Raw genomic sequence first — 24,433 nt, forward strand, 5'->3', positions numbered from 1 at the left:
GACCAGTGCGTGCCATTGGTCATCTAAATCATAAAACGCTACAGCAATACAAAGAGAGAGGGAGAACATGAAACTCAAGCACCTCAGCCTGTCCGTGATGGTCATGGGCGCAACATTCGGTCTAATGTCCACCCAGGCCGTGGCCTCGGGTTATCAGTTTGGTTCGCAGAGCGTGTCCGGTCAGGGCACCGCGCATGCCAACGGCGCCGAAGCCAACGATCCTTCCACCATCTTCGCCAACCCGGCCGGCCTGTCGCGGTTGGACGGCACCCAGATTTCCGGCGGCGCGACACTGGTCGTGCCGCATTCCGAATATACCGACAACGGCTCTACCCGGGCCGTGTTGATCCCTGGCGCCACAGCCCAGCCGGCTGGCGGCGGCAATGGCGGTTCTTTCGCGCCCAAGGCGGTGGCCGCGCCCAATTTCTACCTGTCGCACAAAGTGAACGACAAGATCAATGTGGGGGTCGGCGTGTTCGTGCCCTATGGCGCCAAGCTGGATTATGGTTTTGACTGGGCTGGCCGTTATGCGTTGAAAAGCGTGAACCTGCAGTCGTTCAACATCAACCCGTCGATGTCCTTCAAGCTGGACGATCGCCATTCCTTTGGTTTCGGTATTTCCGCCCAGTATATGAATGCGTCGCTGGACCAAATGGCCGATGCCTCTACTGGTGTGAACGCTCGTATTTTTCAGACGGCCTATGCGGCGGCGCTGCAAGGTGGTGCTTCGCCGGCGGTGGCGCTGGCCCAGGCGCGCGGCGCGGTTGGCGCGGCGGCGGTGAATGGCGATGGCCTGGCCCATGTCGAAGGCGACGACTGGGGCTTTGGCTGGAATATCGGTTATATGTTCCAACTGAACGAAAACACCCGTTTTGGTCTGGCTTATCGCTCCAGCATCAAGCAGTCGCTGAGCGGGTCGTCCACCTGGACATTCAACAATGTCACCAATAACGCCATCCCAGGCCTGCCGCAGGGCGGCGCGGCTGCGATGGCCAAGGGCAAGCACCCGGATGCTTCGGTCAAGGTGGATGTCACCACGCCGGAAACCGCTTCCGCCAACTTCTTCCATCAGTTGAATCCGAAATGGGCGCTGATGGGCGATGTGACCTGGGTGGCCAACTCGCAGATGAAGAATATCGCCATCCAACAGTCCACGGTGAATGGCACAGCGCAGGGCGATATGGTGATTCACCAGAACTGGCGCGACACCTGGCGCGTGTCCCTGGGCGCCAACTACCAGTACAATGACACCTGGCTGTTCCGTGGCGGCGTGGCCTGGGAGCAGTCGCCGCTGCAGTCCGACAGCGACCGTCACCCGGCGCTGCCGGATAGCGACCGCCTATGGCTGTCGCTGGGCGCCAACTACAAGATCAATAAGCAAAGCTCGGTGGATGTCGCCTACAGCTTCATCAACTTCACCAATACTAATGTGAACTATACCGACGGTTGCAGCCCGGCCGGCACCAGTCCGACGACCGGCGCCGCGTGTACCGGCAACGGCGGCACGGTCAAAGGTAGCTACAAGACCTATCTGCAGTTGATCGGCCTGCAGTACAACTATCGCTTCTGATTTTGATCCGGCCGGCGGGTCCGGCTGAGTGGAGGGGCGGGCGCTTGCGCTCGCCCCTGCTTGCGTTGTTGGCCGACCTGGCTGGCTGCTTTTTGCCCTGATTTTTCATCGAACACCCCCTGTTTTTTTGCCCAAATTGGGTTAGACTTATTCGAGAGAAAAGCGAGTGTTTGATATTTTTCAATACAGACTTTTCCTGACTGCGCTTGGCGGTGTTTGCTATGGCTGCCAAGCCGGTTTTTCAGTAGATTGATGGCTATCCGCCATGGCATGGGAAAGCATTCCCATCCGGGCAAGAGAGCCGGGCTGGCCGGGTATTACACAAGCACTTCCGACCAGCCGAGTAGTGCCGGCTGTAGCGGCGGCGCGCCGCCGACTCAGCGCAAGGACGAACAACGCCCGTCCTTGAAGCAGGCTGAGCAGGCGAGAGGGGCCTGTCTCATGTTGTGTTTCAACAAAACGAGGAAACCATGTCTCAAACCAAGTTCAACGTACGCAAGGTCGCCGTGCTAGGCGCTGGCGTGATGGGCGCTCAAATCGCCGCCCATCTGGTGAATGCCAAAGTTCCGACCATCCTGTTCGATCTGCCGGCCAAGGAAGGCGACAAGAACGGCATCGTGCTCAAGGCGCTGGAAGGCCTGAAAAAGCAGAAGCCGGCGCCCTTGGCCAACAAGGATGCCGTCAACCACATTCAGCCGGCCAATTACGACGACCATCTGCACCTCTTGAAGGATTGCGACCTGGTGATCGAGGCCATCGCCGAGCGCATGGACTGGAAAGTGGACCTGTATCACAAAGTGGCGCCGCATCTGGGCGAGCACACCATTTTCGCCACCAATACTTCCGGCCTGTCGATCAACACCCTGGCGCAGGGCTGCCCGGACAGCGTGCGCCCGCGTTTCTGCGGCGTGCATTTCTTCAATCCGCCGCGCTATATGCACCTGGTGGAAATCATTCCCTGCCTGACCTCGGACGCTCACATCCTGGATAATCTGGAGCGCTTCCTGGTGTCCAGCCTGGGCAAGGGCGTGGTGCGCGCCAAGGATACGCCCAACTTCGTCGCCAACCGCATCGGCGTGTTTTCGATGCTGGCCACCATCGCCAACGCCGCCAAGTTTGGCATCCGCTTCGATGTGGTGGACGATCTGACCGGCCCGCGCCTGGGCCGCCCCAAGTCCGCCACTTTCCGTACCGCCGACGTGGTGGGCCTGGACACCTTCGCCCACGTGGTCAAGACCATGCAGGACACCCTGCCGCAAGATCCGTGGCATGGCCTGTTCCAGACCCCGGAGTGGATGCAGAAGCTGATCGCCGCCGGCGCGCTGGGCGCCAAGACCAAGGCCGGCATCTATAAGAAAGACGGCAAGCGCATGTTGGTGCTGGACCCGGCCAAGGGCGAGTATGTCGGCGCCGGCGAGAAGGGCGACGACGCGGTCAAGGACATCCTGAAGATCGCCAATCCGGCGGAAAAATTCCAGAAACTGCGCGAGAGCAGCCACCCGCAGGCGCAATTCCTGTGGGCATGTTTCCGCGATGTGTTCCATTACATTTCCCACCATCTGGCCGATATCGCCAACTGCGCGCGCGATGTCGACTTCGCCATCCGCTGGGGCTTCGGCTGGAGCGTGGGTCCGTTCGAAACCTGGCAGGCCGCCGGTTGGCAGCAAGTGGCCAAGTGGCTGGACGAAGACGTGAAAGCCGGCAAGGCGCTGAGCGCCGCCGCGCTGCCGGCCTGGGTGCTGCAGGGCGACCGCGCCGGCGTGCACTTCGCCGAAGGTTCCTTCGATCCGGCCGGCAACAAGCTGGTGGGCCGTTCCACGCTGGACGTGTACCAGCGCCAGCTGGCGCCGGCCAAGGTGCTGGGCGAGGCGGCGGCGCCGCTGGGCGAAACCGTGTTCGAGAACGAGGGCGTGCGCGCCTTCACCACCGGCGACGAAGTATTGGTGGTGTCGTTCAAGAGCAAGGCGCACGCGATCGGCCCGGCCGTGATCGAGGGCTTGAACAAGGCCATCGACATCGCCGAAGACCGCTTCAAGGGCTTGGTGATCTGGCAGACCGAGGAGCCGTTCTCCGTTGGCGCCGATCTGCAGTCTATGATGCCGGCCTTCATGATGGGCGACTGGGACGCGATCGACGCGACGGTGCGCCGCTTCCAGGAAACCTCGATGCGCCTGCGCTATTGCCAGGTACCGACGGTGGCGGCGACCCAGGGCTATGTGTTCGGCGGCGGCTGCGAATTCGCGATGCACTGCGACAAGACCGTGGCGGCGCTGGAATCCTATGTCGGCCTGGTGGAAGTGGGCGTTGGCCTGCTGCCGGGCGGCGGCGGTTGCAAGGAGTTCGCGCTGCGCGCCGCTCAGGAGGCGCGCGGCGATGTGCTGGCCGCGCTGAAGGACTACTTCATGGCCATCGCCACCGCCAAAGTGGCCACCAGCGGCTTCGAGGCGCAGGAAATCGGCTTCTTCCGCAACGGCGACCCGGTGGTGTTCAACGCCTACGAGCTGCTGCACGTGGCCAAACAGCAGGCGATCGCGCTGGCCGAGGCCGGCTATCGTCCGCCGCTCAAGGTCAAGGGCTTCCCGGTGGCCGGCCGCAGCGGCGCCGCGTCGATCAAGGGCCAGTTGGTGAACATGCTGGAAGGCAACTTCATTTCCAAGCATGACTTCTTCATCGCCGGCCTGATCGCCGACGTGATGACCGGCGGCGACATCGAAGCCGGCACCCTGGTCAATGAGCAGTGGATTCTGGACCTGGAGCGCAAGGCCTTCATGACCTTGCTGAAGAACTCCAAGACCCAGGATCGCATTGCCAATATGTTGACCACCGGCAAGCCGCTGCGCAACTAAGTGCTTGGGGATGATTCTGCTGCGCGCGCCGATATCGAATGCTGCGATGCTCGCCGTACCGCATGTACGGCTGCGCTTCTCGCTTCGATCTCGGCCCGCTCGCGACGAATCCTCCCGCAAGCACGGCCAATAGCCAGATGAAAGGCCGCCTGATCGCCGTAGCGCGGATCAGGCCGCCGACAGGAGAATCAAAAATGAGCAAACAAGTACAAGAAGCCTACATCGTCGCCGCCACCCGCACGCCGGTGGGCAAGGCGCCGCGCGGCATGATGCGCAATGTGCGTCCGGACGACATGCTGGCGCATGTGATCACCGGCGCGCTGGCCCAGGTGCCGAACCTGGACCCCAAGCTGATTTCCGATTGCGTGGTGGGTTGCGCGTTTCCGGAAGCGGAGCAGGGTCTGAACATGGCGCGCATCGGCGTGCTGCTGGCCGGTCTGCCCGACACCGTGGGCGGCATCACCATCAACCGTTACTGCTCGTCCGGCATCAACGCGGTGCAGATGGCCGCCGACCGCATCCGCCTGGGCGAGGCCGACGTGGTGATCGCCGCGGGTTCCGAGTCGATGTCCCTGGTGCCGATGATGGGCAACAAGGTGTCGCTGAATCCGGAAATCTTCAGCAAAGATGAGAACTACGGCATCGCTTACGGCATGGGCCTGACCGCCGAGAAAGTGGCGCAGCAATGGGGCGTGTCGCGTGAAGATCAGGACGCGTTCGCGGTGGAGTCGCATCGCCGCGCGCTGGCCGCGATCGACGGCGGCAAGTTCAAGAGCGAGATCACGCCGCTGGAAGCGATCTACCGCACGCCTAATCTGGAAACCGGCGAAGTGCTGGTCAAGAAGCGGGTGCTGGACACCGATGAAGGCCCGCGTCGCGAAACCACGCTGGAAGGCCTGGCCAAGCTGAAGACGGTATTCGACGCCAAGGGTTCGGTGACCGCCGGCAACTCCTCGCAGATGTCCGATGGCGCCGGCGCGGTGATTCTGGTGTCCGAGCGCGTGCTCAAGGAGTTCAACCTGACGCCGCTGGGTCGTTATGTGACTTTCGCGGTCAAGGGCGTGCCGCCGGAAATCATGGGCATCGGCCCGAAAGAGGCGATCCCGGCCGCGCTGAAGCAAGCAGGCCTGCAGCAGGACGATCTGAAGTGGATCGAACTGAACGAGGCGTTTGCGGCTCAGGCGCTGGCGGTGATCCGCGATCTGAACCTGGACACTTCCAAGGTCAACCCGCATGGCGGCGCGATCGCCCTGGGTCACCCGCTGGGCGCCACCGGCGCCATCCGCACCGCCACCCTGGTGCACGGCATGCGCGACGCCGGCCAGAAGGGTTACGGCATGGTGACCATGTGCATCGGCACTGGCATGGGCGCAGCCGGCATCATCGAAGTGCTGTAAGACGCGTTTTTTCGACGCAAAAAAACCGGCTCGCGATGGTGAGCCGGTTTTTTATTGCGCCTCAGTCGACTTTGGACAGGGTGTCGAAGTCGCTGTGGCTGCAATCCTCGTACTCATGCTGCGGCGTCTTGAGGCGGATCTGGTAGGACTTGCCCTGCGCCGCCAGTACCAGTTGCTTGTCCGGCTGGGTCAAGGCCTTGGGCATCAAGAAGCAGCGCTGGCCCTTGCGCGAATTGGGCTGGGTGATGTAGATCGCGGTGGACGGCGGCGACTCCGGGCGCTCCGGGTCCAGCAGCGATACGCCGACCGGGCTTTGACCGAGGATCTCGATGCCGACCTTGGTGCCGTTGCTCTGGCGCAGTATCCGGCGGATCACGCCCAGCAATAGCGGGTGATTCTCCGCCTTGACCAGGATGACGCGGCCGATGGCCAGCTGTTCCACCGCTTTGCCGATGAAGGTGAGGCCCATGCCGGTGGCGCTGATGTCATTGATGCGCCAGTCGCTGGCCCGCTCGGAATCGTGCTCCTGCACATCCTGAACCTTGACCTGGTAAGCGACGCGTTCGAAGCCGATATTGACCAGCGCATTGGATGCATGCAGGGAGCGCTCCGACTTGCGCAGCGACTTGCCGCCGTCGGTAGACCAGCGGATGGCCAGCTTTTCGCATAGAATGGCCCATTCCTCGCGTTCCAGATTGCCGTCCATGGCGGCGAGGGCGGGCGGAATGCGGCGGTCCAGGTCGAACATCAGATCAGCCAATCGGCTGGTGATGACATAGGCGGACCAATAGCGGTGCCATTTTCCGGCCATGCCGCGCAGCATCGCCTGCGGCGGCTCGGGCATCGACAGATTGTAGACAAAGATGGGCCCTTCCACCGGCGGTTGCTTGTCCAGCGGTATGCCCTGGCTCAACATCATCAGCAACTGATCAACGGCGACGATTTCCCGGTGCAGCATATTGTCGGTCTGCGCCAGAAACAGCATGCCGGCCTGGATCAGCAATTGCTCGCAGCTGAATTCTTCCGGACTATTCAGATACAGTTTGACCGGATGGCGCGCGAAACCGCTTTCCTCCGCCTGACTGTAAAAGCGGAAGCCGTTCTGCCAGGCCGAGCCTTCCGGCTTCAGGTAGCGCAGCGAATTCCAGGCGATCAGGCGCATCTGGTGGTGCAGGCCGCGGGTGGTGATGATGCGGATCTCGTCGTCGGGCACCGCGTTGGGATGGCTTTTGTAGAGCCTCAGACAGATCTGGTAGGCGGAGGACAGCTCATGCCAGTAGGCGAGGATGGTGGGCAGATAGCCCTTGCTGCCGCCCTTGGACTGCAGATAATCCTGGCACAGCTGGCGGTGGATGTTATTGGCCTTGTCATCAACATAGACTAAGGTCTTGACACGTTCCTTGAGCGATATCTCGGTGTCGGTATTGATTTTTGCGACGGCCTTGATGATTTCGACCAGGGCGCCGAAATACTCGGCCTGCGGCAAATCGCGCACTAATAGCGTCGCTGACTGCGCCACTTCGGACGCCGTCGTGTTTTTGTTCAGAAGGGAACTGACTAGTGATTTGAAGTCAAACATTTAGCCCGGCTTTATAGGAAATTATGTTTTCATTAGCATATCGCTATATCTTACGCCACGCGCAGGCGCGGGTGAAACGGTAATTCTCATTATTTACCCATATGCTTACAAATAACAATCACGGGAATCGGCGGCAGCGGCTGCTGGGCTTGATCTTGGCCGGTGTTTTGGCGCAGACGGCCTGGGCCGGCGCTGAAGCCGCGGTCGACTCCTATCCGCCGCAAGGCGTGGGTCTGGTGCTGGGAGGCGGCGGCGCGCGGGGTTTTGCCCATTTGGGGGTGCTCAAGGAATTGGAGCGTTTGCGGGTGCCTATCGCCTGCATCGCCGGCACCAGCGCCGGCGCCTTGATTGGTGGTATTTATGCAAATGGCTTGCCGCTGGAGCAGATGGAGCGCGAATTCGATGGCGCCGACTGGGAGGCCTTGCTGTCCGGCAAGCCGGTGCGCGCCGATGTGCCCTATGACCGCAAGCGCGATGATTACAAGAACTATCTGGACATTACCTTCGGCCTGAAGAAAGACGGCCTGGGCGTGCCGCGCAGCGCGATCAACTCCCAGGAAATCGAGCTTTACATCCACAAGCTGACCCGCGATCGGGTGGTGGGCAATTTCGATCAATTGCCGATTCCGTTCCGCGCCATCGCCACCGATCTGGCCACCGGCGAACCGGTGGTGTTCTCCCAGGGCTCGCTGGCGCGCGCGCTGCGCGCCAGCATGGCGGTGCCGGGGCTGTTCGACTTGATCGAGGACGATGAGGGGCGCTTGCTGGTGGATGGCGGCCTGGCGCGCAACCTGCCTATCCAGGACGTCAAGGGCCGCTGCGCGGATCATGTGATCGTGGTCGATGTGTCCACGCCGCTGATGAAGGCGGGGGAAATCCATTCGCTGTTCGACGTGGTGGCGCAGACCTCCAATCTGATGGTCAGCCGCAACGCCAAGGAGCAGATGCGCAAGCTGGACAAGAGCGACATCGTGATCAAGCCGGATCTGAACGGCTACACCTCGGCCTCCTTCAATGAGCACCAGGCCATTACCCAGCGCGGCGAGGCAGCCGCCAAGGCGCTGGCCAAGCAGCTGGAAGCCTATTCGGTGTCGGAGGAGGAGTACGCCGCGTGGCGGCGCCGGCTGGCGCGGCCGCATTTCCCGCTGATAGACAAGATCCAGGTGGAGGGTAAACCCGGCCAGTTCACCAAGCCGGAGCAATTGGCCAAGTCGCTGGCCTTCTCCTCGGTGGTTGAGCCGGTCAGCAGCGCCCAATCCAGGCTGCGCGGCGTGTTCGCCGGCGGCGATTACGACCGGTTGACCTATCGCGTCGACAATGTGTCCGGCCGTAATGTGATGACGGTGCTGCCGCTGGAGCGCAGCATCGGTCCTAATTTCATGCGTTTTGGCCTGAATCTGAGCAGCGCGACGCCGGGGGAGAGCAACTTCAATTTCTTGGCCTCGCATGAATGGCGCAACGCCAATAGCGCCGGCGGCGCCTGGCGCAACGATGTGTCCATAGGCCAGAACAAGCTGATCAAGACCGAGTGGTATCAGCCGCTGTACGAAGGCAGCCCGGTGTTCACCGCCGCCTCGCTGGGCTATCGCCAGGACTTCCTGCCGGTTTACAACTCGGACCACACGCTGAATCTGGAGTGGAATAATAATGTCGGTAGCGTGCGCCTGGATGGCGGCCTGGCCTTGGGGCGCTATGGCGAGTGGCGGATAGGCGCGTACCGGGACGACAACCATTTCAGCTCGCGGGTGTCATGGCTTCCCGGCGTGGTGCCGCCGAACTACCGAGATACCGGCATTGCCAGCAGCCTGGTGGTCGATCAGTTCGACAACCCGAAATGGCCGCGCGCCGGCTATTTCTTCAGCGGCCGCGTCACCAAGAGCATTCCGTCCTGGGGCAGCGATGTCAATCTGACGAGTTACGACACCGTGCTGGAGTACGCCAAGACCCTGGGCAGCGTGACGATGCGGCTCAGCGCCAAGAACAAGGGAGCGTTGAACCGCGGCAACGACGAAGCTTTCCTGGTGGTGCCCAGATCGCTGGGCGGCTTCCTGAACCTGAGCGGCTATCAGGATTCCGAGTTGATCGGCGAGCGCTCATCCTTGTTCCGTTCCATGCTGTACTGGCGCGCATCCAGCCTGCCGGCGGCTTTGGGGTCCGGTGTTTATGCCGGTATTTCTATGGAATTGGGCAAAATCTGGGGCAGGGTAGGGACCAACGATTGGTCGCAGAGCAATAGCGACTGGATTCCCGCCGGCTCGGTGTTCCTGGCCGCCGACACCATCATCGGTCCGTTCTTCGTCGGCATGGGGACGGCAAGAGGCGGCAAGCCGACTGCCTATCTCTATCTGGGTACCGACTATTGAACTGATCTCGGTTTATCCGCTGTTGGGAAAACCAAAAACGCTATATGGCGCAAGCCATATAGCGTTTTGTTTTTACTGGGGATTAGTGGGCGCTAGCGGTGGCCAGGCGTTGTTGTTGATCTTTTGGACGGTTGAATTTTAAGTTCATGTATTTTCTGTTGTTGATATGTTACGTAAAAATACAAACGTTTGAATAATTCTGGTGTTTTTTCCGGCTTTCCCCTATCAACAGTCGTGGGCCTAAAAACCAGAGTAAATACTCAGCCCGCATTTCATCGACTAGAGGAGAAACACCATGAAGAAGTTGCTACACGGAGTACTGCTGTGCCTGGGTTTGCTGCTGCCCTTGACCGCCGCCCATGCCGCGGCCGGCTACACCCAGACCCGCTACCCCATCGTGCTGGTCCACGGCTTGTTCGGTTTCGGCCAATTACTGGGGGTGGATTATTTCTACCAGGTGCCGGCAGCCTTGCGCGGCGACGGCGCCCAGGTGTTCATCGCCGAGGTGTCGGCGCTCAATAGCAATGAAGCGCGCGGCGAGCAGTTGCTGCAGCAGGTGCAAAAAATCATCGCCATCACCGGCGCGGCCAAGGTCAATCTGATCGGGCATAGCCAGGGCGCGCCCACCGCGCGCTACGTGGCCGGCGTGCGGCCGGACCTGGTGGCGTCGGTGACGTCGGTGGGCGGGGTCAACAAGGGCTCGGTGGTGGCCGATATCGCGCGCGGCGTCGCACCCCCGGGATCGGTGTCGGAAGCGGTGGCCGCCGCGGTGGCCAAGGCGCTGAGCACGGTGATCCAGTTCTTCGCCGGCACTTCCGGCCAGCCGCAATACCCGGCAGGGGCGCTGGACTCGCTGACCACCGCCGGCTCCGCCGCCTTCAGCGCCAAGTTTCCGCAAGGGGTGCCGAGCAGCGCCTGCGGCGAGGGCGACTACCAGGTGAACGGCATCCGCTATTACTCATGGACCGGTTCGGCCACGGTCACCAATGTGCTGGATCCCTTGTCCGCGCCCATGGGCGTGCTGGGCCTGGCTTTCGGCTCCACGCCCACCGATGGCCTGGTCGGCGCGTGCTCCGCGCATTTGGGGCAGGTGATTCGCGATAATTACCGGATGAATCACATGAATGAGATCAATCAGAGCTTTGGTCTGGTCAGCCTGTTCGAAGTGAGCCCGGTGAGCTTGTACCGGCAGCAGGCCAACCGTTTGAAGAACGCGGGGCTGTGATGCGGCGGGCCTGGATGGCTTGGGGCTGCGCGCTGCTCTTGGGCGTGTTGGCCTGGCTGGGCTGGCCCGCCGCCGATGACGCTGCGGCGCAGGCTGGCGGCACGGCCCCGCTGGCGGCGGCGCCATCGCAGCGCGGCACCCAGGCCGATGGCCGGGCCGGCGTGGAGGCGGGCGGCGCCTTGCGGGTGGACGCCGAGCTGCGGCGCTTGTTCGACTACCAACTGGCGGCGCTGGGGGAGCGGGATTTATCCGCGGTGCGCAAGGCGGTGCAACAAGCGTTGCAGTCTCAGCTGAGCGGCGCGGCCCTGCGGCAGGCCTTGGAATTGTTCGACCGCTACGTCGCCTACCGGCGGGCCTTGAGCGAGACCAAGCTGGCGGGGGGAAGCGCGGCCGAGGGTTTGCAGCGGATGAGAGCGCTGCGTCTGCAATTCCTCTCCGCCCAAGAGGTGACCGGCCTGTTCGGCAGCGAAGACGTCTACGACGATTTCACCGTCAAGCGCTTGCGCATCATGGCCGACGCTGGCCTGAGCGCCGCGCAGCGGGCGGCGCAACTGAAGGCGCTGGAAGCCGGCTTGCCGGCCGAATTGCGCGCGGCGCGCCAAGAGCCGATCAAGCACCTGGTTTTGGCCGAGGCGGAAGAGGCGCTGAAGAAGCAGGGCGGCGGCGAGCAGGAACTGTACGCCTTGCGCGCCGGCATGGTGGGCCAGGCCGCCGCCGATCGCTTGTCGCAACTGGACCGCGAGCAGGCGCAGTGGCAGTCACGCGTCGACGCTTACCGGCGGGACGCGCAGCGCGTGCAGGCCACGCCCGGCCTGGACGCCGCGCGGCGGGATCAGGCGCTGGCCGACTTGCGCGCCAGGCGCTTCAATGCGCGGGAGCAATTGCGGCTGGAGGCGTTCATCCCGCCGCAATAGCCGACCGTTTAGTGGTGTTCTTGGTTCTGAAATAGCCGGGAGAGTCCTTCTCCCGGTTCTTTTTCGCGCATGAAGGCTTCGCCCACCAGGAAGGTGTGCACCTCATGGCTGCGCATCAGCCGCACGTCGTCGATGGTGGCGATGCCGCTTTCGGTGATGGCGATGCGGCCGTTCTCGATTTGTGGCAGCAGCTTCAGCGTGGTGGCCAGGCTGACCTCGAAGCTGCGCAGATTGCGGTTGTTGACGCCGATCAGCTCGGTGCGCAGTTGCAGCGCCTGTTCCAGTTCCTCGGCGTTGTGCACCTCGGCCAGCACCGCCATGCCCAGTTCCATCGCCAGCGCTTCCAGCTCGCGCATCAGCGGCAGCTCCAGCGCGGCGGCGATCAGCAGAATGCAGTCGGCCCCCATCGCGCGGGCTTCGTATACCTGGTAGGGGTCGACAATGAAATCCTTGCGCAGCACCGGCAGCCGGCAGGCGGCGCGGGCGGCCTGCAGATAGGCGGCGTCGCCCTGGAAATACTGGCGGTCGGTCAGCACCGACAGGCAGGCGGCGCCGTGCTCGGCATAGCTGGCGGCGATCTCGGCCGGACGGAAGTCCTCGCGGATCACGCCCTTGCTCGGACTGGCCTTCTTGATCTCGGCGATCACCGCGGCCTGGCCCAGCGCGTGTTTGGCGCGCAGCGCGGCGACGAAATCGCGGCGGTCGCCGCTGCCTTGCTCCGCGGCGGCGCGCACCGCGCTCAGCGGCTGCTGGCGCAAGGCGGCGGCGATTTCCTCGCGCTTGGTGGCGATGATGGTGTTGAGTATGTCTGACATGCTTGAGTCTGCGATCCAGGCGAAGCGAAAGAAACGACCATCATGCAGGAACTGCCGTGGCCTTGACAAGCCGTGGCGCCGTTCCGGCTAGAGCGGGTCCGAGGGGTCTTGGCGGCGCGGCACCGCGACGAGGCGCGGCGCATGGCCGGTCAAGTCCAGGAAGCGCAGCAGTTCTTCCATCGGCAGCGCCAGCGTGCTGGTATTCACCAGCGGGTGACAGAGGATGGCGTGCTGACGGCTCAGCTCCTGGTCAATCACCACGGCGACCTGGCGCTCGCTGTCATTGAGCGCGGCCAGCAGCGTCACCGCGCCCGGCGTCAGGCCCAGATAGCGTTGCAGGCGTTCCGGCGAGGCGAAGCGCAGGCCTTTGAGCTCCAGCAGCTCGCCCAGGGCCTTGATGTCGACGCCGGCGGCGGCGGGCACCGCCAGCAGCACGTGCTGGCGGCCCTTGGCATCGCATAGAAACAGGTTCTTGCATTCCGCGCCGGGCAGGCCTGGCGTCAGGCGCGCGGCCTCTTCGCAGGTATAGACCGGCGGATGGTCGAAGCGTTGATGGCGGATCTGGTGCCGCTCTAGAAAGCGGTATAGGGCGTGTTCCATTCCCGCAGGCTAGCATGGCGCCAGCAGGCAGCTCAATGGTCGCGCCAGCGGTCCTCGAACACCAATTGCTCCAGCGGTTGGCGGCTGGCCCATTTTTCCTGTTCCAGCATCGGTTGGGGATAGAACTCGGCGACATGGCCGAGGCACAGCACGGCGATGGGCTTGGCGCCTTCCGGCATGCCCAGCAACGCGGCCAGCGCGGCCGGGTCGAACAAGGACACCCAGCCCAGGCCCAGTCCTTCGGCGCGCGCCGCCAGCCACAGGTTCTGGATGGCGCAGGCCACCGAGGCCAGGTCCATTTCCGGCAGGGTGCGGCGGCCGAACACATGGCGCTCGCGGCCGTCCATCAGGGCGGCCACCAGCACCTCGCCGCAGTCGCGGATGCCTTCCACTTTCAGGCGCAGGAACTCGGCCTGGCGCTCGCCCAATTGCTCGGCGGTGCGCAGCCGCTCCGCGTCCACCAGTTTGCCGATGTTCTCGCGCAAGTCGCGGTCGACGATGCGGATGAAGCGCCACGGCTGCATATAGCCGACGCTGGGCGCGTGATGAGCGGCTTCGAGCAGGCGCCGCAGCAGCGCCGGGTCCACCGGGTCCGGCAGGAAGTGGCGCATGTCGCGGCGCTGCTCTATCACCCGGTAAATGGCGGCGATGTCTTGATCGGGATAGCGGTGCATGGCGGGCCTTTCTTTAGATGCTGTCCAAAGTCTGCTAGGCAGGGTGAGACTTTGTGCGGCGAGAGCGATTTTCCCATGCGGATGCGCCATTAGTCCAAAGCCGCTTGCTTCACCGTTTTGCCTTGTCTCGCCCCGGCTCGCGGGCCTTGGAGCAGGCGGTGGCGAACAGACGGGGGGCGACTTTCCAGTGTCGGAGGATAGCGGCTTTGTTACAGCTGGCAAATAGCATGGCGACGCCCCGTGACCGGCGCATGACTTCGGTCAAGCGATTCAGCGCATTAGACGCTTTTGGCATGAGTTTCCCACATGACGCCGCGCATGCGACCGTGATAAAGTCGACAGTCTGAATTTCCGCGTTGCCGCTTTTGCGCGGCGCGTTGGGCCATGGCAGTGGCCGCCATGGCGAATCGATGATTTAGAGGAATCTCCGTGACCCAAATTGCAGAACTGGAACCAAAAGTCGTCTGGGAGCATTTCCAGACCCTGTGCGAAATCCCGCGTCCGTCCAAGCATGAACAGCAGCTGCGCGACTATCTGAAAGGCTGGGCGGAACTGCGCGGCCTGAGCACCGTGGTGGACGAGGTCGGCAACCTGATCATCCGCAAGCCGGCGACAGCGGGCTATGAAAACCGTGTCGGCGTGGTGCTGCAGGGCCATCTGGACATGGTGTGCCAGGCCAATGCCGGCACCGAGCACGACTTTTTCAAGGATCCTATCCGTCCGGTGCTGCAAGACGGCTGGCTGGTGGCGGAAAACACCACCCTGGGCGCGGACAACGGCATAGGCGTGGCGCTGGGCATGGCGGTGCTCAATAGCGAGGAGGTGCCGCACGGCCCGATCGAGGTGCTGCTGACCCTGGACGAGGAAGCCGGCATGGGTGGCGCGCTGGGCCTGGGCACCGGCCTGCTGCAGGGCCAGTACCTGATCAATATCGATACCGAGGAGTGGGGCGAGTTCTACATGGGCTGCGCCGGCGGCGTCGACGTCAATGTCAGCCGCGCTTACGCGAGCGAAGCGCTGCCGGCAGGCTACCAGGCCGCCAGCCTGGTGATCAAGGGCCTGCGCGGCGGTCATTCCGGCGCCGACATCCATCTGGGCCGCGGCAACGCCAACAAGATCCTGATCCGCCTGATCCGCGAACTGGAAGCGGAAACCGATCTGCGCGTGTCCTCCTTCAAGGGCGGCACCGCGCGCAATGCCTTGTCGCGCGAGGCTTTCGCCGCCGTGGCCTTCCCGGCCGCCGACGCGGCCAAGGTGGCGGCCAAGCTGGACGCGTTCCAGAGCCTGCTGCGCTTCGAGCTGGCCGGCGTCGATGAGGGCGTCACCGTGGTGCAGGAGCAGATCGCGCTGGACAGCGTGCTGGCGCGCGCCGATCAGAGCGCGATCTTCGCCGCGCTGCACGCGGCGCCGCATGGCGTCAAGCGCATGAGCCAGCGCGTCGAGGGCGTGGTGGAAACCTCCAACAATCTGGGCGTGGTGCTGCTGGAGCAGGGCAAGCTGTTCGCCAATCTGATGGTGCGTTCCTTGCTGGATTCCGGCACCTGGATGCTGGCGCGCGAGGTGGAAAGCCTGTTCCTACTGGCCGGTTGCCAGGTGGGCATGGAAGGCGGCTATCCGGGCTGGGCGCCGAATCCGCAATCCAAGCTGCTGGCCTTGTTCCAGCAGGTCTATGCCAAGGAATTCGGCGGCGAGGCCCAGGTGCAGGTGATCCACGCCGGCCTGGAATGCGGCATCCTGGGTTCCAAGTACCCGGGCATGGACATGGTGTCCTTCGGCCCGAACATCCGCGGCGCGCATGCGCCGGGTGAGCGCGTGGAAGTGGAATCGGTGGGCAAGGCCTGGCATTTGCTGAAGGCGGTGCTGGCGGCGGTGCCCGCGCGTTAAGCCTCGTCGACCAGCGGTTCGAGACGATACCCGGCCAGCGCCAGCGCTGGCCGGTTTTGTTTTTGCCGCCCTGGTTTTGCCCTATGATCACAACTGATCACCACTGCCTCGCCGCTGTGGTTTCGCATGGAGACAGTCAATGAACGATTCCATCAAACGCCTGCTGCGGGCTGGCGGTCTGATCGTGTCGCTGGCCATGGGCATACGCCATGGCTTCGGTTTTTTCATGCCGCCGATGACCCAGGCCTTCGGCTGGAGCCGGGAGGCCTTTGCGCTGGCGCTGGGCTTGCAGAACCTGGTGTGGGGCCTGGCCCAGCCATTCGCCGGCGCGCTGGCGGATAGGCACGGCTCCGGCAAGGTGTTGCTGGGCGGCGCGCTGCTATACGTCGCCGGCCTGGGCCTGATGACGGTGTCCGGCACGCCGCTGCTGTTTTCGCTGTCCGCCGGCCTGCTGCTCGGCCTGGCCTTGTCCTGTGTCACCTATAGCGTGATTTTCGGCGTGGTGGCGCGCAATGTGCCGCCGGCCTACCGTTCGCGCGCGATGGGCATCGTCGCGGCGGCCGGTTCCTTCGGCCAGTTCGCGATGATTCCGGTGGAACAGGGGCTGATCGATGGCCTGGGCTGGCTGCCGGCGCTGCTGATCCTGGCCGGCTGCGCGGCCTTGATGCTGCCCTTGTCCCGCTGGCTGGCGCGCGAGGACCGGCAGGCGCCGCCGGCCGCGGCCACGCATCTGCTGCGCGGCATGGCGGCCACATTCGCCACCGCCTGGAGCGAGCGTGGCTTCCGCCTGCTGATGGCCGGTTATTTCGTCTGCGGTTTCCAGGTGGTGTTCATCGGTGTGCACCTGCCGGCCTATCTGCGCGACCATGGCCTGGGCGGCCATACCGCCAGCCTGGCGCTGGCGCTGATCGGCCTGTTCAATATCTTCGGCACCATGGCGTTCGGCGAGCTGGGCAGCCGCTGGTCCAAGCCCGGCCTGCTCAGCTTCATCTACCTAGCGCGCAGCGTGGTGATCGCCATCTTCCTGCTGTTGCCGCTCAGCGGCGCGTCGGTGACGGTGTTCGCCGCGGCGATGGGCTTTTTGTGGCTGTCCACGGTGCCGCTGACCAATGGCGTGATCGCCGGCATGTTTGGCGTGCGCCATCTGGGCATGTTGTCCGGCGCGGTGTTTTTCTCGCATCAGCTGGGCAGCTTTCTCGGCGTGTGGCTGGGCGGCGTGATCTATGATCTGCGCGGCAATTACGATCTGGTATGGCTGCTGGCGATAGCGCTGGGCCTGCTGGCCGCGGCCGCCAATCTGCCGGTGCGGGAAACGCCGTCGGCCAGCTTCGCCAAGGAGAGCGCGTGAAGTCGGTGCTGCTCGCCGCTGGCGCGGCGGCGCTGCTGGCGGTGCTGACCGGCATGTATTTGCGCGCCGATTTCGTCGTCGACCTGGCCAACCGGGTGTGGACCTGTTTTGGCTGATCACGGAAGGCTAGGTTTGAGCCGGAGCGGGTTTTCTCGCGGCAAAGGCTTGCGAGCGCTGCGCATCTCGCGGAAACTGGACGTTTCGAGAACCGAGCGCCCTAGTCCGGGCGCGCGCGCCTCCACCGGATGTGTGCAATAGAGAAAGACTGGAAGCCGTGTCGGAACATCTACTTAAACAGCATCGCGACGCCATCGACAATATCGATGTCGAAATCCTCAATCTGCTGAACCAGCGCGCCAGTCACGCGCGCGAGATCGGCGAGATCAAGGGCGGCGGCATCATCTATCGGCCCGAGCGCGAGGCGCAAGTGTTGCGCCGCGTCAAGGCGCTGAATCCGGGGCCGCTGCCGGGCGAATCGGTGGCGCGCCTGTTCCGCGAGGTGATGTCCGAATGCCTGGCGCTGGAAAAACCCTTGTCCATCGCCTACCTGGGGCCGGAAGGCACGTTCAGCCAGCTGGCCACGCTCAAGCACTTCGGCCATGCCGCGCGCACCGTGGCCTGTAGCTCGATAGACGAGGCCTTCCGCCTGGTGGAGTCGCGCGGCCTGGATTACGTGGTGGCGCCGGTGGAAAACTCCACCGAAGGCGCGGTGGGCCGCACGTTGGATCTGATGGTGACCAGCCCCTTGAAGATCTGCGGCGAAGTGGTGCTGCGCATTCATCACCATCTGCTGCGCAAAACCGAAGGCATGGACGGCATCCGCCGCGTGTACGCGCATGCGCAGGCGCTGGCGCAGTGCCACGAATGGCTGAACAAGAATTTGCCGGAAGCGGTGGAGCGGGTATCGGTGGCCAGCAATGCCGAGGCGGCGCGACTGGCGGCCGAGGACGAGGGCGCGGCGGCGATCGCCGGCCAGGCCGCGGCCGAGCGCTACGCCTTGCTGAAGCTGGCGTCCAATATCGAGGACGAGCCGAACAACACCACCCGTTTCCTGGTGCTGGGCTTGCAGGATGTGGGCGCCACCGGCCAGGACCGGACCTCGGTGGTGGTGTCGGCGCCGAACCGGCCGGGGGCGGTGCACCACTTGCTGGCGCCCATCGCCGGCAACGGGGTGTCGATGAGCAAGTTCGAATCGCGGCCGTCGCGCGCCGGGCTGTGGGACTACGTGTTCTTCATCGACATGGAAGGGCATCGCGACGACGCCAATGTGCAGCAGGCGCTGGCCGGTCTGGCCGAGTGCACGTCCTTCGTCAAGGTGCTGGGGTCCTATCCGCAGGCGGTGCTCTGAGAACCTGTTCAAAGTCTGCTGCGCTTCAGCGATACGGCGTTAAAAACGAGCTCAAAATGCTCATGTACCAATTGTACATTCCGCTTTTTCGCTCGTTTTCGCCTTGTCTCGCTCTTGCTCACGAGATCGTAAATACGTTCTGAGAACCTGTTCGCGAGACTTTGAGCAGGCTCTGAGCACTGTTGACGGTCTCTGCGCGCCGTCAGGCGAGCATGGTGGGTAGCGAGGAATGAGGTTCAGGCGGGCCGCGCAGCGGCCCGCTGTGTTTTTGAAACTGATTTTTTGGGGAAACAAGAATGAAAGCGATCTGTCTGTTTTGCGGTTCCAACAAGGGCGCCAAGCCGGAGTACGAAGCGGCCGCGCGCGAGTTTGGCCGCACGCTGGCCGAGCAGGGCATCACCCTGGTTTACGGCGCAGGCAAGGTGGGGCTGATGGGCGTGGCGGCGGATGCGGCGTTGGCGGCCGGCGGCAAGGTCATCGGCGTGATCCCGGAATTTCTCAAGGCCAAGGAAGTGGCGCATACCGGGCTGACGGAAATCCATGTCACCGAAACCATGCATCAGCGCAAGGCGTTGATGGCCGAGCTGTCCGACGGCTTCGTCGCCTTGCCGGGCGGTTTCGGCACTTTCGACGAATTGTTCGAGATCCTGACCTGGGGCCAACTGTCCTTGCATGGCAAGCCGGTGGGCCTGCTGGACGCGGCCGGCTATTACCAGCCCTTGCACCGGATGATGGAGCACGCGGTGGCCGAGGGCTTCGCCCGTCCCGGCAATATGGATTTGTTCCGCATCAGCGAAGACCTGCCCACGCTGCTGGCGCAGATGCGCGCTTACCAGCCGCAAGAGGTGGCCAAATGGCTGGACCTGGCCAAGGCCTGAGCTGACGTTGAAGCTGAGATGACGAGAGAAGCGGCGGCGCAGGGCTGGCGTCGATTGAAACGGGCGCTGACCTGGCCGCTGGCCTTGCTGGCGGCCTTGATCATCCTGTTCGAGGAATACGCGTGGGACGAGCTGTCCGCGGCCTTGGGGCGGCTGGCCGCCTGGCCACCGCTGGCGGCGCTGGAGCGGCGTATCGCCAATTTGCCGCCATGGGCCGCGTTGGCGATGTTCGCGCTGCCGGCCGCCTTGTTGCTGCCGGTGAAGCTGGCGGCGCTATTCCTGATCGGGCGTGGCCACGCGCTGCTGGGCTTGCTGATCATCCTGCTGGCCAAGCTGGGCGGCACCGCGCTGGCGGCGCGGCTGTTCACGCTGACCCGGCCGGCGTTGATGCGGGTGGCCTGGTTTGTGCGGCTGTATAATGGTTTCGTTTACTGGCGCGGGCGTATTTTCGAACGCTTGCATGCTTCGGCGCCGTGGCGGCTGGCGCATGCGCTTGCCGGTTTTTTCCGGCGTGGCGCGCAACGCTCGTCATTCTGGTCGCGCATAGGCCGGCGCTTGGCTCGGCGCTGGCGCGGACGGCGATGAAGGACTTTGAACAGGATAGTGGATGATCATCATCATGAACCGGCTGGCGCCGGAAAGCGAAGTGACGGCGGTGGTGGACAAGATTCGCGCCGCGGGTCTCAGCGAGCATGTATCGCGCGGCGCGGAGCGCACCATCATCGGCGCGGTGGGCGATGAGCGCAGCCTGTCGCCGGAGATGTTCGAATCCATGCCCGGCGTGGAGCGGGCGATGCGGGTGGTGCGCGAATACCGTATCGTGTCGCGGGAAACCCATCCGCAGGACAGCGTGGTGCAGGTGCGCGGCCTGGCCTTCGGTGGCCCGGCCTGGCAGGTGATCGCCGGCCCGTCGGCGGTGGAGTCCGGCGCCCAGGTCGCCGCCGCCGCCCGGGCCGCGCGCGAAGCCGGTTGCCGCCTGCTGCATGGCGGGGTGTTCAAGCAGCATCCCAGTCCCTACGGCTTTCAGGGCCTGGGGGTCGAAGGCATCGAGCAATTGATCGCCGCCGGTCGCGCCGAAGGCCTGCCGGTGGTGTCCGAACTGGCCGATGTGCGCATGCTGGATGTATTCCTGGAGCAGGGCGTGGACGTGATCCAGATCGGTTCGCGCAGCATGCAGAATGTCGAGCTGCTGAAGGAGGTGGGGCGCTTGAACAAGCCGGTCATCCTCAAGCGCGGCGTCGCCGCGACCTTGGGCGATTGGCTGATGGCGGCCGAGTACATCGCCGCCGGCGGCAACCACAACATCGTGTTCTGCGAGCGCGGCATCCGCAGCTTTGAACCAGCCTACCGCGCCACGCTGGACGTGAGCGCGATTCCCTTGCTCAAGCGCGAGACCCATTTGCCGGTGATCGTCGATCCCAGCCATGCCGCCGGCAAGGCCTGGCTGGTGCCTGCCTTGGCCAAGGCGGCGCTGGCGGCTGGCGCCGACGGCTTGCTGCTGGACATGCATCCGCAGCCGGAGGCCGCTTTGTGCGAGGCGGATCAGGCCTTGACGCCGGCCGGGCTGGCCGCGCTGATGGCGGAGTTGCGGCCCTTGGCGCAGGCCTTGGGGCGCAGACTGTAATCTGCTTCGACGCGTCGATGCATGAAAAAAGCCGCGGACACGCGGCTTTGCTTTTTTCTGCGCCTAGCGCTCAAACCTTGTGGCGTTCGCACAGCGCGCGGAAGGCGCCCATGTATTCGTCCTGTACATAGGGTTTGAGCAGGGCCAGCACTTGCAGCACGCCGCGATGGCCGGATTCCTCGGTGATCGGCGCTTTCGGGCGCGCGGTCTGCTCGAAGGCGAACCAGAACTTCACCACTAGCCAGATATTGATGCTGACCGGCTCGATGTCCTCTTCATCCATCTGCAGCAGGCCCAGACGGATGAATTCGCGGAAGTGCTCGGCCAGGATGTTCTTCAGCTCGGTATTGACGAATTGGTGGTACTCCGACTGCATCTGCGGATTGCGCGCCAGCATGCCCGGCAGGTCATAGAACATGAAGCGGAACTGCCACATCGCCAGGAAGGCGGTGTCCAGGTAGTTGACTAGGTCGTCCACCGTCATTTCGCGGTTTTCCGGCACCGCCAGGCGCTGATTGATGAACTCGCGGTACATCAGGAATATCTGGTAGACGATCTCTTCCTTGTTGCGGAAGTGGTAGTACAGATTGCCTGGGCTGATGCCCAGGTGGGCGGCGATGTGATTGGTGGTGATGCTGCGCTCGCCCTGTTCGTTGAACAGCTTGAGGCTCTCCTGGATGATGCGGTCGTAGGTTTTGATTCGGTTTTTGCTCATGATGCGCTTGGACTGCTCAATGACATTCGCGATTCGCCATTCTAACGCATATTTGGAGTTCTTGCTCTAATTTTTTGAGCATGAAACGCCCGTCGCTTCAGGCTAGGGCGCGCTATCCTGTTCCGGGAAGCACTGCGCCAGGAAGCTGTGCAGAATGGTCTGTTCGATACGATGCCGGTCCCGCGCCGGAATCGCGATGCGCAAGATCAACTGATAGCGTTTTTCGTCCACCGGCTGCAGCGCGATGCGCGGTTCCACTGACGGAATGTCCACCAGATTGCGCTTGGCCATGTCTTCCATGTGCTGGCGCGCCACTTCCAGATGCGGCTGGCAGGATTCCAGCGCCGCCGTCATCAGCAGCCGCTCGGCGCGGATGGGCGATACGGTGTAGGCCATCGGCACATTGACGATGTGCATCACGTAATCGCCCATATAGTTTTCGCGTATCACCGGCGTGGATAGCAGCAGGCTGTTGGGAAAGGTCAGCGCCCGCCCGGTCATCTGGTGCGAGCTGTGATTGGGGCCGATTTCCATCACCGTGGTGGACAGCAGGCCGATGTCCACCACTCGGCCGCGCACGGTACCCACCTCGATGTGATCGCCCAGGCTGTAGCTGTTGGAGGTCTGGCGCACCAGTCCGCCGGACAGGCACATGATCAGCTCCTTGGTGGCCAGGATCAGCGCGGCGGCGAAGGCCAGCATCGACACCGCGATGGTTTGCAGCTCGCTGGCCCAGATCAGGCCGATGCCGGCCAGGCCGGAGACGAACAGCACATTGCGGGTGTTGACCGACCAGCGCCGCTTGGACTCGATCGCGATGCTGCTATTGGCCGCCAGCAGCCGGTCCACCACCAGGCGGATGATCAGCAGGGTGGCGACCAGGATCAGCGAGCGCGCGATCTCGTGCGAGTAGTTGTCGCGCAGATAGTTGATCAAGTCGAACAAGGTGGCTTTGGGCTCCATGGTGCGGTTTCAGTGTCAGTCGTTGAGTTTGACCGCGTGCTCCCTGGTTTCGTGGAACACGATGTCCGGCCAGCGTTCCTGGGTCAGTTGCAGATTGACGCGGTTGGGCGCCAGGTAGGCGAGGTTGCCGCCGGCGTCGGTGGCGATGTTGATTTGCAGCGCCTTGACGAATTCGTCCAGCTTCTTGCGGTCGTCGCAGCTGAACCAGCGCGCGGACCAGATGCTGGCGGATTCGAACACCGCGTCGACGCCGTATTCGGCGGCCAGGCGCGAGGCCACCACTTCGAACTGCAGCACGCCCACCGCGCCCAGGATCAGGTCGCCGCCGCTATGCGGCTTGAACACCTGCACCGCGCCTTCCTCGCCCAACTGCTGCAAGCCCTTTTGCAACTGCTTCAGCTTCAAGGGGTTTTTGATGCGCACGCCGCGGAACAGTTCCGGCGCGAAGAAGGGAATGCCGGTGAAGGTCAGTTCCTCGCCCTCGGAAAAGCTGTCGCCGATCTGGATATTGCCGTGGTTGGGGATGCCGATGATGTCGCCGGCGAACGCTTCTTCCACGATCTCGCGGTCATGCGACATGAAGGTCACCACGCTGGAGGCGGCGATGTCGCGGTTCAGGCGCAGGTGCTTCATCTTCATGCCGCGCTCGAACTTGCCGGAACACACGCGCAGGAAGGCGATGCGGTCGCGGTGCTTGGGATCCATATTGGCCTGGATCTTGAACACGAAGCCGGAGAACTTGCTCTCGGTGGGCGCGACTTCGCGCACGGTGGCGTCGCGCAGCTGCGGCGCCGGCGCCCAGTTGATCAGCGCGTCCAGGATCTCGCGCACGCCGAAGTTGTTGATGGCGGAGCCGAAGAACACCGGGGTCAGTTCGCCGGCCAGGAATTGCTCCAGGTTCCACTCATTGGACGCGCCCTTGACCAGTTCGATCTCCATGCGCAGCTGTTCCATTTCCAGCGGGAACAGTTGATCCAGACGCGGATTGTCTATGCCCTTGATCACTTCCACATCGGTGATCAGCTTTTCCGCGCCCGGCTCGAACAGGATCACCTCGTCGTTCAGCAGGCTGTAGACGCCGCGGAAGGCCTTGCCCATGCCGATGGGCCAGGTGATCGGCGCGCAGCGTATCTTCAGTACATTCTCCACTTCGTCCAGCAGTTCCAGGCTGTCGCGCACTTCGCGGTCGTACTTGTTCATGAAGGTGACGATGGGCGTGTCGCGCAGCCGGCAGACGTTCAACAGCTTGATGGTCTGTTCTTCCACGCCCTTGGCGGCGTCTATCACCATCAGCGCGCTGTCCACCGCGGTCAGCACGCGGTAGGTGTCTTCGGAGAAGTCCTGGTGGCCGGGGGTGTCCAGCAGGTTGACGGTGTGCTCGCGGTATTCGAACTGCATCACCGAGGACGCCACCGAGATGCCGCGCTGCTTCTCGATTTCCATCCAGTCTGAGGTGGCGAACTTGCCGCCTTTCTTGCCCTTGACGGTGCCGGCCATCTGAATCGCGCCGGAGAACAGCAGCAGCTTCTCGGTCAGCGTGGTTTTACCGGCGTCGGGGTGGGAGATGATGGCGAAGGTGCGGCGGTGCGACACTTCTTCGGCGATGTTGGCGAGTTCGGCGGACATGTGGATGCGTGTTGGGAATTCAATAAAGCCGGGTATTTTACCGGACTTGCCTTAAGGTGGAAGT

At 63.4% G+C, this 24,433-nt stretch carries 20 protein-coding genes; 12 read left to right on the forward strand and 8 right to left on the reverse strand.

All coding sequences use genetic code 11. From position 1 onward, the window contains the following. The first annotated feature begins 67 nt into the window (after nt 1-67). Complete coding sequence (locus ACE3QM_RS05635; RefSeq protein WP_374420824.1) at nt 68-1,570, forward strand: OmpP1/FadL family transporter; 1,503 nt, start codon at nt 68-70, stop codon at nt 1,568-1,570. Here ACE3QM_RS05635 and ACE3QM_RS05640 read toward each other — a convergent pair. Continuing rightward, the gene (locus ACE3QM_RS05640) at nt 1,558-1,842 is read right to left on the reverse strand and encodes a hypothetical protein (protein WP_231462337.1); all 285 of its coding nucleotides are present in this window, start codon (nt 1,840-1,842) and stop codon (nt 1,558-1,560) included. The two genes, ACE3QM_RS05635 and ACE3QM_RS05640, sit on opposite strands and share 13 nt — an antisense overlap. Before the next feature lie 198 nt (nt 1,843-2,040). On the opposite strand from ACE3QM_RS05640, the gene ACE3QM_RS05645 reads away from it, so the two are divergent. Continuing rightward, on the forward strand, nt 2,041-4,416 hold the full coding sequence (locus tag ACE3QM_RS05645; protein ID WP_048411499.1) for a 3-hydroxyacyl-CoA dehydrogenase/enoyl-CoA hydratase family protein: 2,376 nt from the start codon (nt 2,041-2,043) through the stop codon (nt 4,414-4,416). A 194-nt stretch (nt 4,417-4,610) separates the two neighbouring features. Beyond that, nucleotides 4,611-5,813, forward strand: coding sequence for an acetyl-CoA C-acyltransferase (locus tag ACE3QM_RS05650; protein ID WP_048411500.1), 1,203 nt, complete (start codon nt 4,611-4,613; stop codon nt 5,811-5,813). Nucleotides 5,814-5,874: 61 nt separating this feature from the next. Here ACE3QM_RS05650 and ACE3QM_RS05655 read toward each other — a convergent pair whose 3' ends face one another. Beyond that, nucleotides 5,875-7,332, reverse strand: coding sequence for a PilZ domain-containing protein (locus tag ACE3QM_RS05655; protein WP_374420827.1), 1,458 nt, complete (start codon nt 7,330-7,332; stop codon nt 5,875-5,877). Nucleotides 7,333-7,547: 215 nt separating this feature from the next. On the opposite strand from ACE3QM_RS05655, the gene ACE3QM_RS05660 reads away from it, so the two are divergent. The 3 genes from ACE3QM_RS05660 (at nt 7,548) to ACE3QM_RS05670 (ending at nt 11,894) form a co-directional block, all read left to right on the forward strand. Further along, a complete protein-coding gene (locus ACE3QM_RS05660; RefSeq protein ID WP_374420829.1) occupies nt 7,548-9,755 on the forward strand; it encodes a patatin-like phospholipase family protein in 2,208 nt (735 codons plus the stop codon). Between the two features lie 295 nt (nt 9,756-10,050). Then, nucleotides 10,051-10,980, forward strand: coding sequence for a triacylglycerol lipase (locus ACE3QM_RS05665; RefSeq protein ID WP_048411503.1), 930 nt, complete (start codon nt 10,051-10,053; stop codon nt 10,978-10,980). Nucleotides 10,981-10,994: 14 nt separating this feature from the next. Next, nucleotides 10,995-11,894, forward strand: a complete 900-nt coding sequence (locus ACE3QM_RS05670) for a lipase secretion chaperone (protein ID WP_374420831.1) — start codon at nt 10,995-10,997, stop codon at nt 11,892-11,894. Between the two features lie 8 nt (nt 11,895-11,902). Here the strand turns inward: ACE3QM_RS05670 and trpC are convergent, their stop codons facing one another. The 3 genes from trpC to bluB form a co-directional block, all read right to left on the reverse strand. Continuing rightward, nucleotides 11,903-12,709: an indole-3-glycerol phosphate synthase TrpC gene (trpC, locus tag ACE3QM_RS05675; RefSeq protein WP_374420833.1), complete on the reverse strand. Its 807-nt coding sequence runs from the start codon at nt 12,707-12,709 to the stop codon at nt 11,903-11,905. An 87-nt stretch (nt 12,710-12,796) separates the two neighbouring features. After that, on the reverse strand, nt 12,797-13,309 hold the full coding sequence (locus ACE3QM_RS05680) for a prolyl-tRNA synthetase associated domain-containing protein (protein ID WP_374420835.1): 513 nt from the start codon (nt 13,307-13,309) through the stop codon (nt 12,797-12,799). A 32-nt stretch (nt 13,310-13,341) separates the two neighbouring features. Continuing rightward, nucleotides 13,342-13,983: a 5,6-dimethylbenzimidazole synthase gene (bluB, locus tag ACE3QM_RS05685; RefSeq protein WP_231464563.1), complete on the reverse strand. Its 642-nt coding sequence runs from the start codon at nt 13,981-13,983 to the stop codon at nt 13,342-13,344. A 429-nt stretch (nt 13,984-14,412) separates the two neighbouring features. Between bluB and ACE3QM_RS05690 the strand changes: the two genes are divergently transcribed. The 6 genes from ACE3QM_RS05690 to aroF all read left to right on the forward strand — a co-directional run bounded on the left by ACE3QM_RS05690 (nt 14,413) and on the right by aroF (nt 21,065). Further along, nucleotides 14,413-15,867 (forward strand): aminoacyl-histidine dipeptidase, encoded by a 1,455-nt coding sequence (locus ACE3QM_RS05690; RefSeq protein ID WP_374420837.1) that lies wholly within the window; start codon nt 14,413-14,415, stop codon nt 15,865-15,867. A 139-nt stretch (nt 15,868-16,006) separates the two neighbouring features. Beyond that, on the forward strand, nt 16,007-17,215 hold the full coding sequence (locus ACE3QM_RS05695; protein ID WP_374420839.1) for an MFS transporter: 1,209 nt from the start codon (nt 16,007-16,009) through the stop codon (nt 17,213-17,215). Nucleotides 17,216-17,489: 274 nt separating this feature from the next. Then, the gene (pheA, locus tag ACE3QM_RS05700) at nt 17,490-18,563 is read left to right on the forward strand and encodes a prephenate dehydratase (RefSeq protein ID WP_374420841.1); all 1,074 of its coding nucleotides are present in this window, start codon (nt 17,490-17,492) and stop codon (nt 18,561-18,563) included. 296 nt (nt 18,564-18,859) lie between these two features. Next, nucleotides 18,860-19,441 carry a TIGR00730 family Rossman fold protein gene (locus ACE3QM_RS05705; RefSeq protein ID WP_048411511.1) on the forward strand — a complete coding sequence of 194 codons (582 nt, stop codon included), beginning with the start codon at nt 18,860-18,862 and terminating at the stop codon, nt 19,439-19,441. A gap of 18 nt (nt 19,442-19,459) precedes the next feature. Further along, nucleotides 19,460-20,026 carry a hypothetical protein gene (locus tag ACE3QM_RS05710; protein ID WP_048411512.1) on the forward strand — a complete coding sequence of 189 codons (567 nt, stop codon included), beginning with the start codon at nt 19,460-19,462 and terminating at the stop codon, nt 20,024-20,026. A 22-nt stretch (nt 20,027-20,048) separates the two neighbouring features. After that, nucleotides 20,049-21,065, forward strand: a complete 1,017-nt coding sequence (gene aroF, locus ACE3QM_RS05715; protein ID WP_374420844.1) for a 3-deoxy-7-phosphoheptulonate synthase — start codon at nt 20,049-20,051, stop codon at nt 21,063-21,065. 70 nt (nt 21,066-21,135) lie between these two features. Here the strand turns inward: aroF and ACE3QM_RS05720 are convergent, their stop codons facing one another. The 3 genes from ACE3QM_RS05720 to ACE3QM_RS05730 form a co-directional block, all read right to left on the reverse strand. After that, nucleotides 21,136-21,780 carry a TetR/AcrR family transcriptional regulator gene (locus tag ACE3QM_RS05720; RefSeq protein ID WP_048411514.1) on the reverse strand — a complete coding sequence of 215 codons (645 nt, stop codon included), beginning with the start codon at nt 21,778-21,780 and terminating at the stop codon, nt 21,136-21,138. A gap of 102 nt (nt 21,781-21,882) precedes the next feature. After that, on the reverse strand, nt 21,883-22,743 hold the full coding sequence (locus ACE3QM_RS05725; protein WP_374420846.1) for a mechanosensitive ion channel domain-containing protein: 861 nt from the start codon (nt 22,741-22,743) through the stop codon (nt 21,883-21,885). 15 nt (nt 22,744-22,758) lie between these two features. After that, a complete protein-coding gene (locus ACE3QM_RS05730) occupies nt 22,759-24,369 on the reverse strand; it encodes a peptide chain release factor 3 (protein ID WP_374420847.1) in 1,611 nt (536 codons plus the stop codon). Nucleotides 24,370-24,433 lie beyond the last annotated feature (64 nt).

It is taken from the genome of Chromobacterium sp., from assembly GCF_041912965.1.
Lineage (GTDB): Bacteria > Pseudomonadota > Gammaproteobacteria > Burkholderiales > Chromobacteriaceae > Chromobacterium > Chromobacterium aquaticum.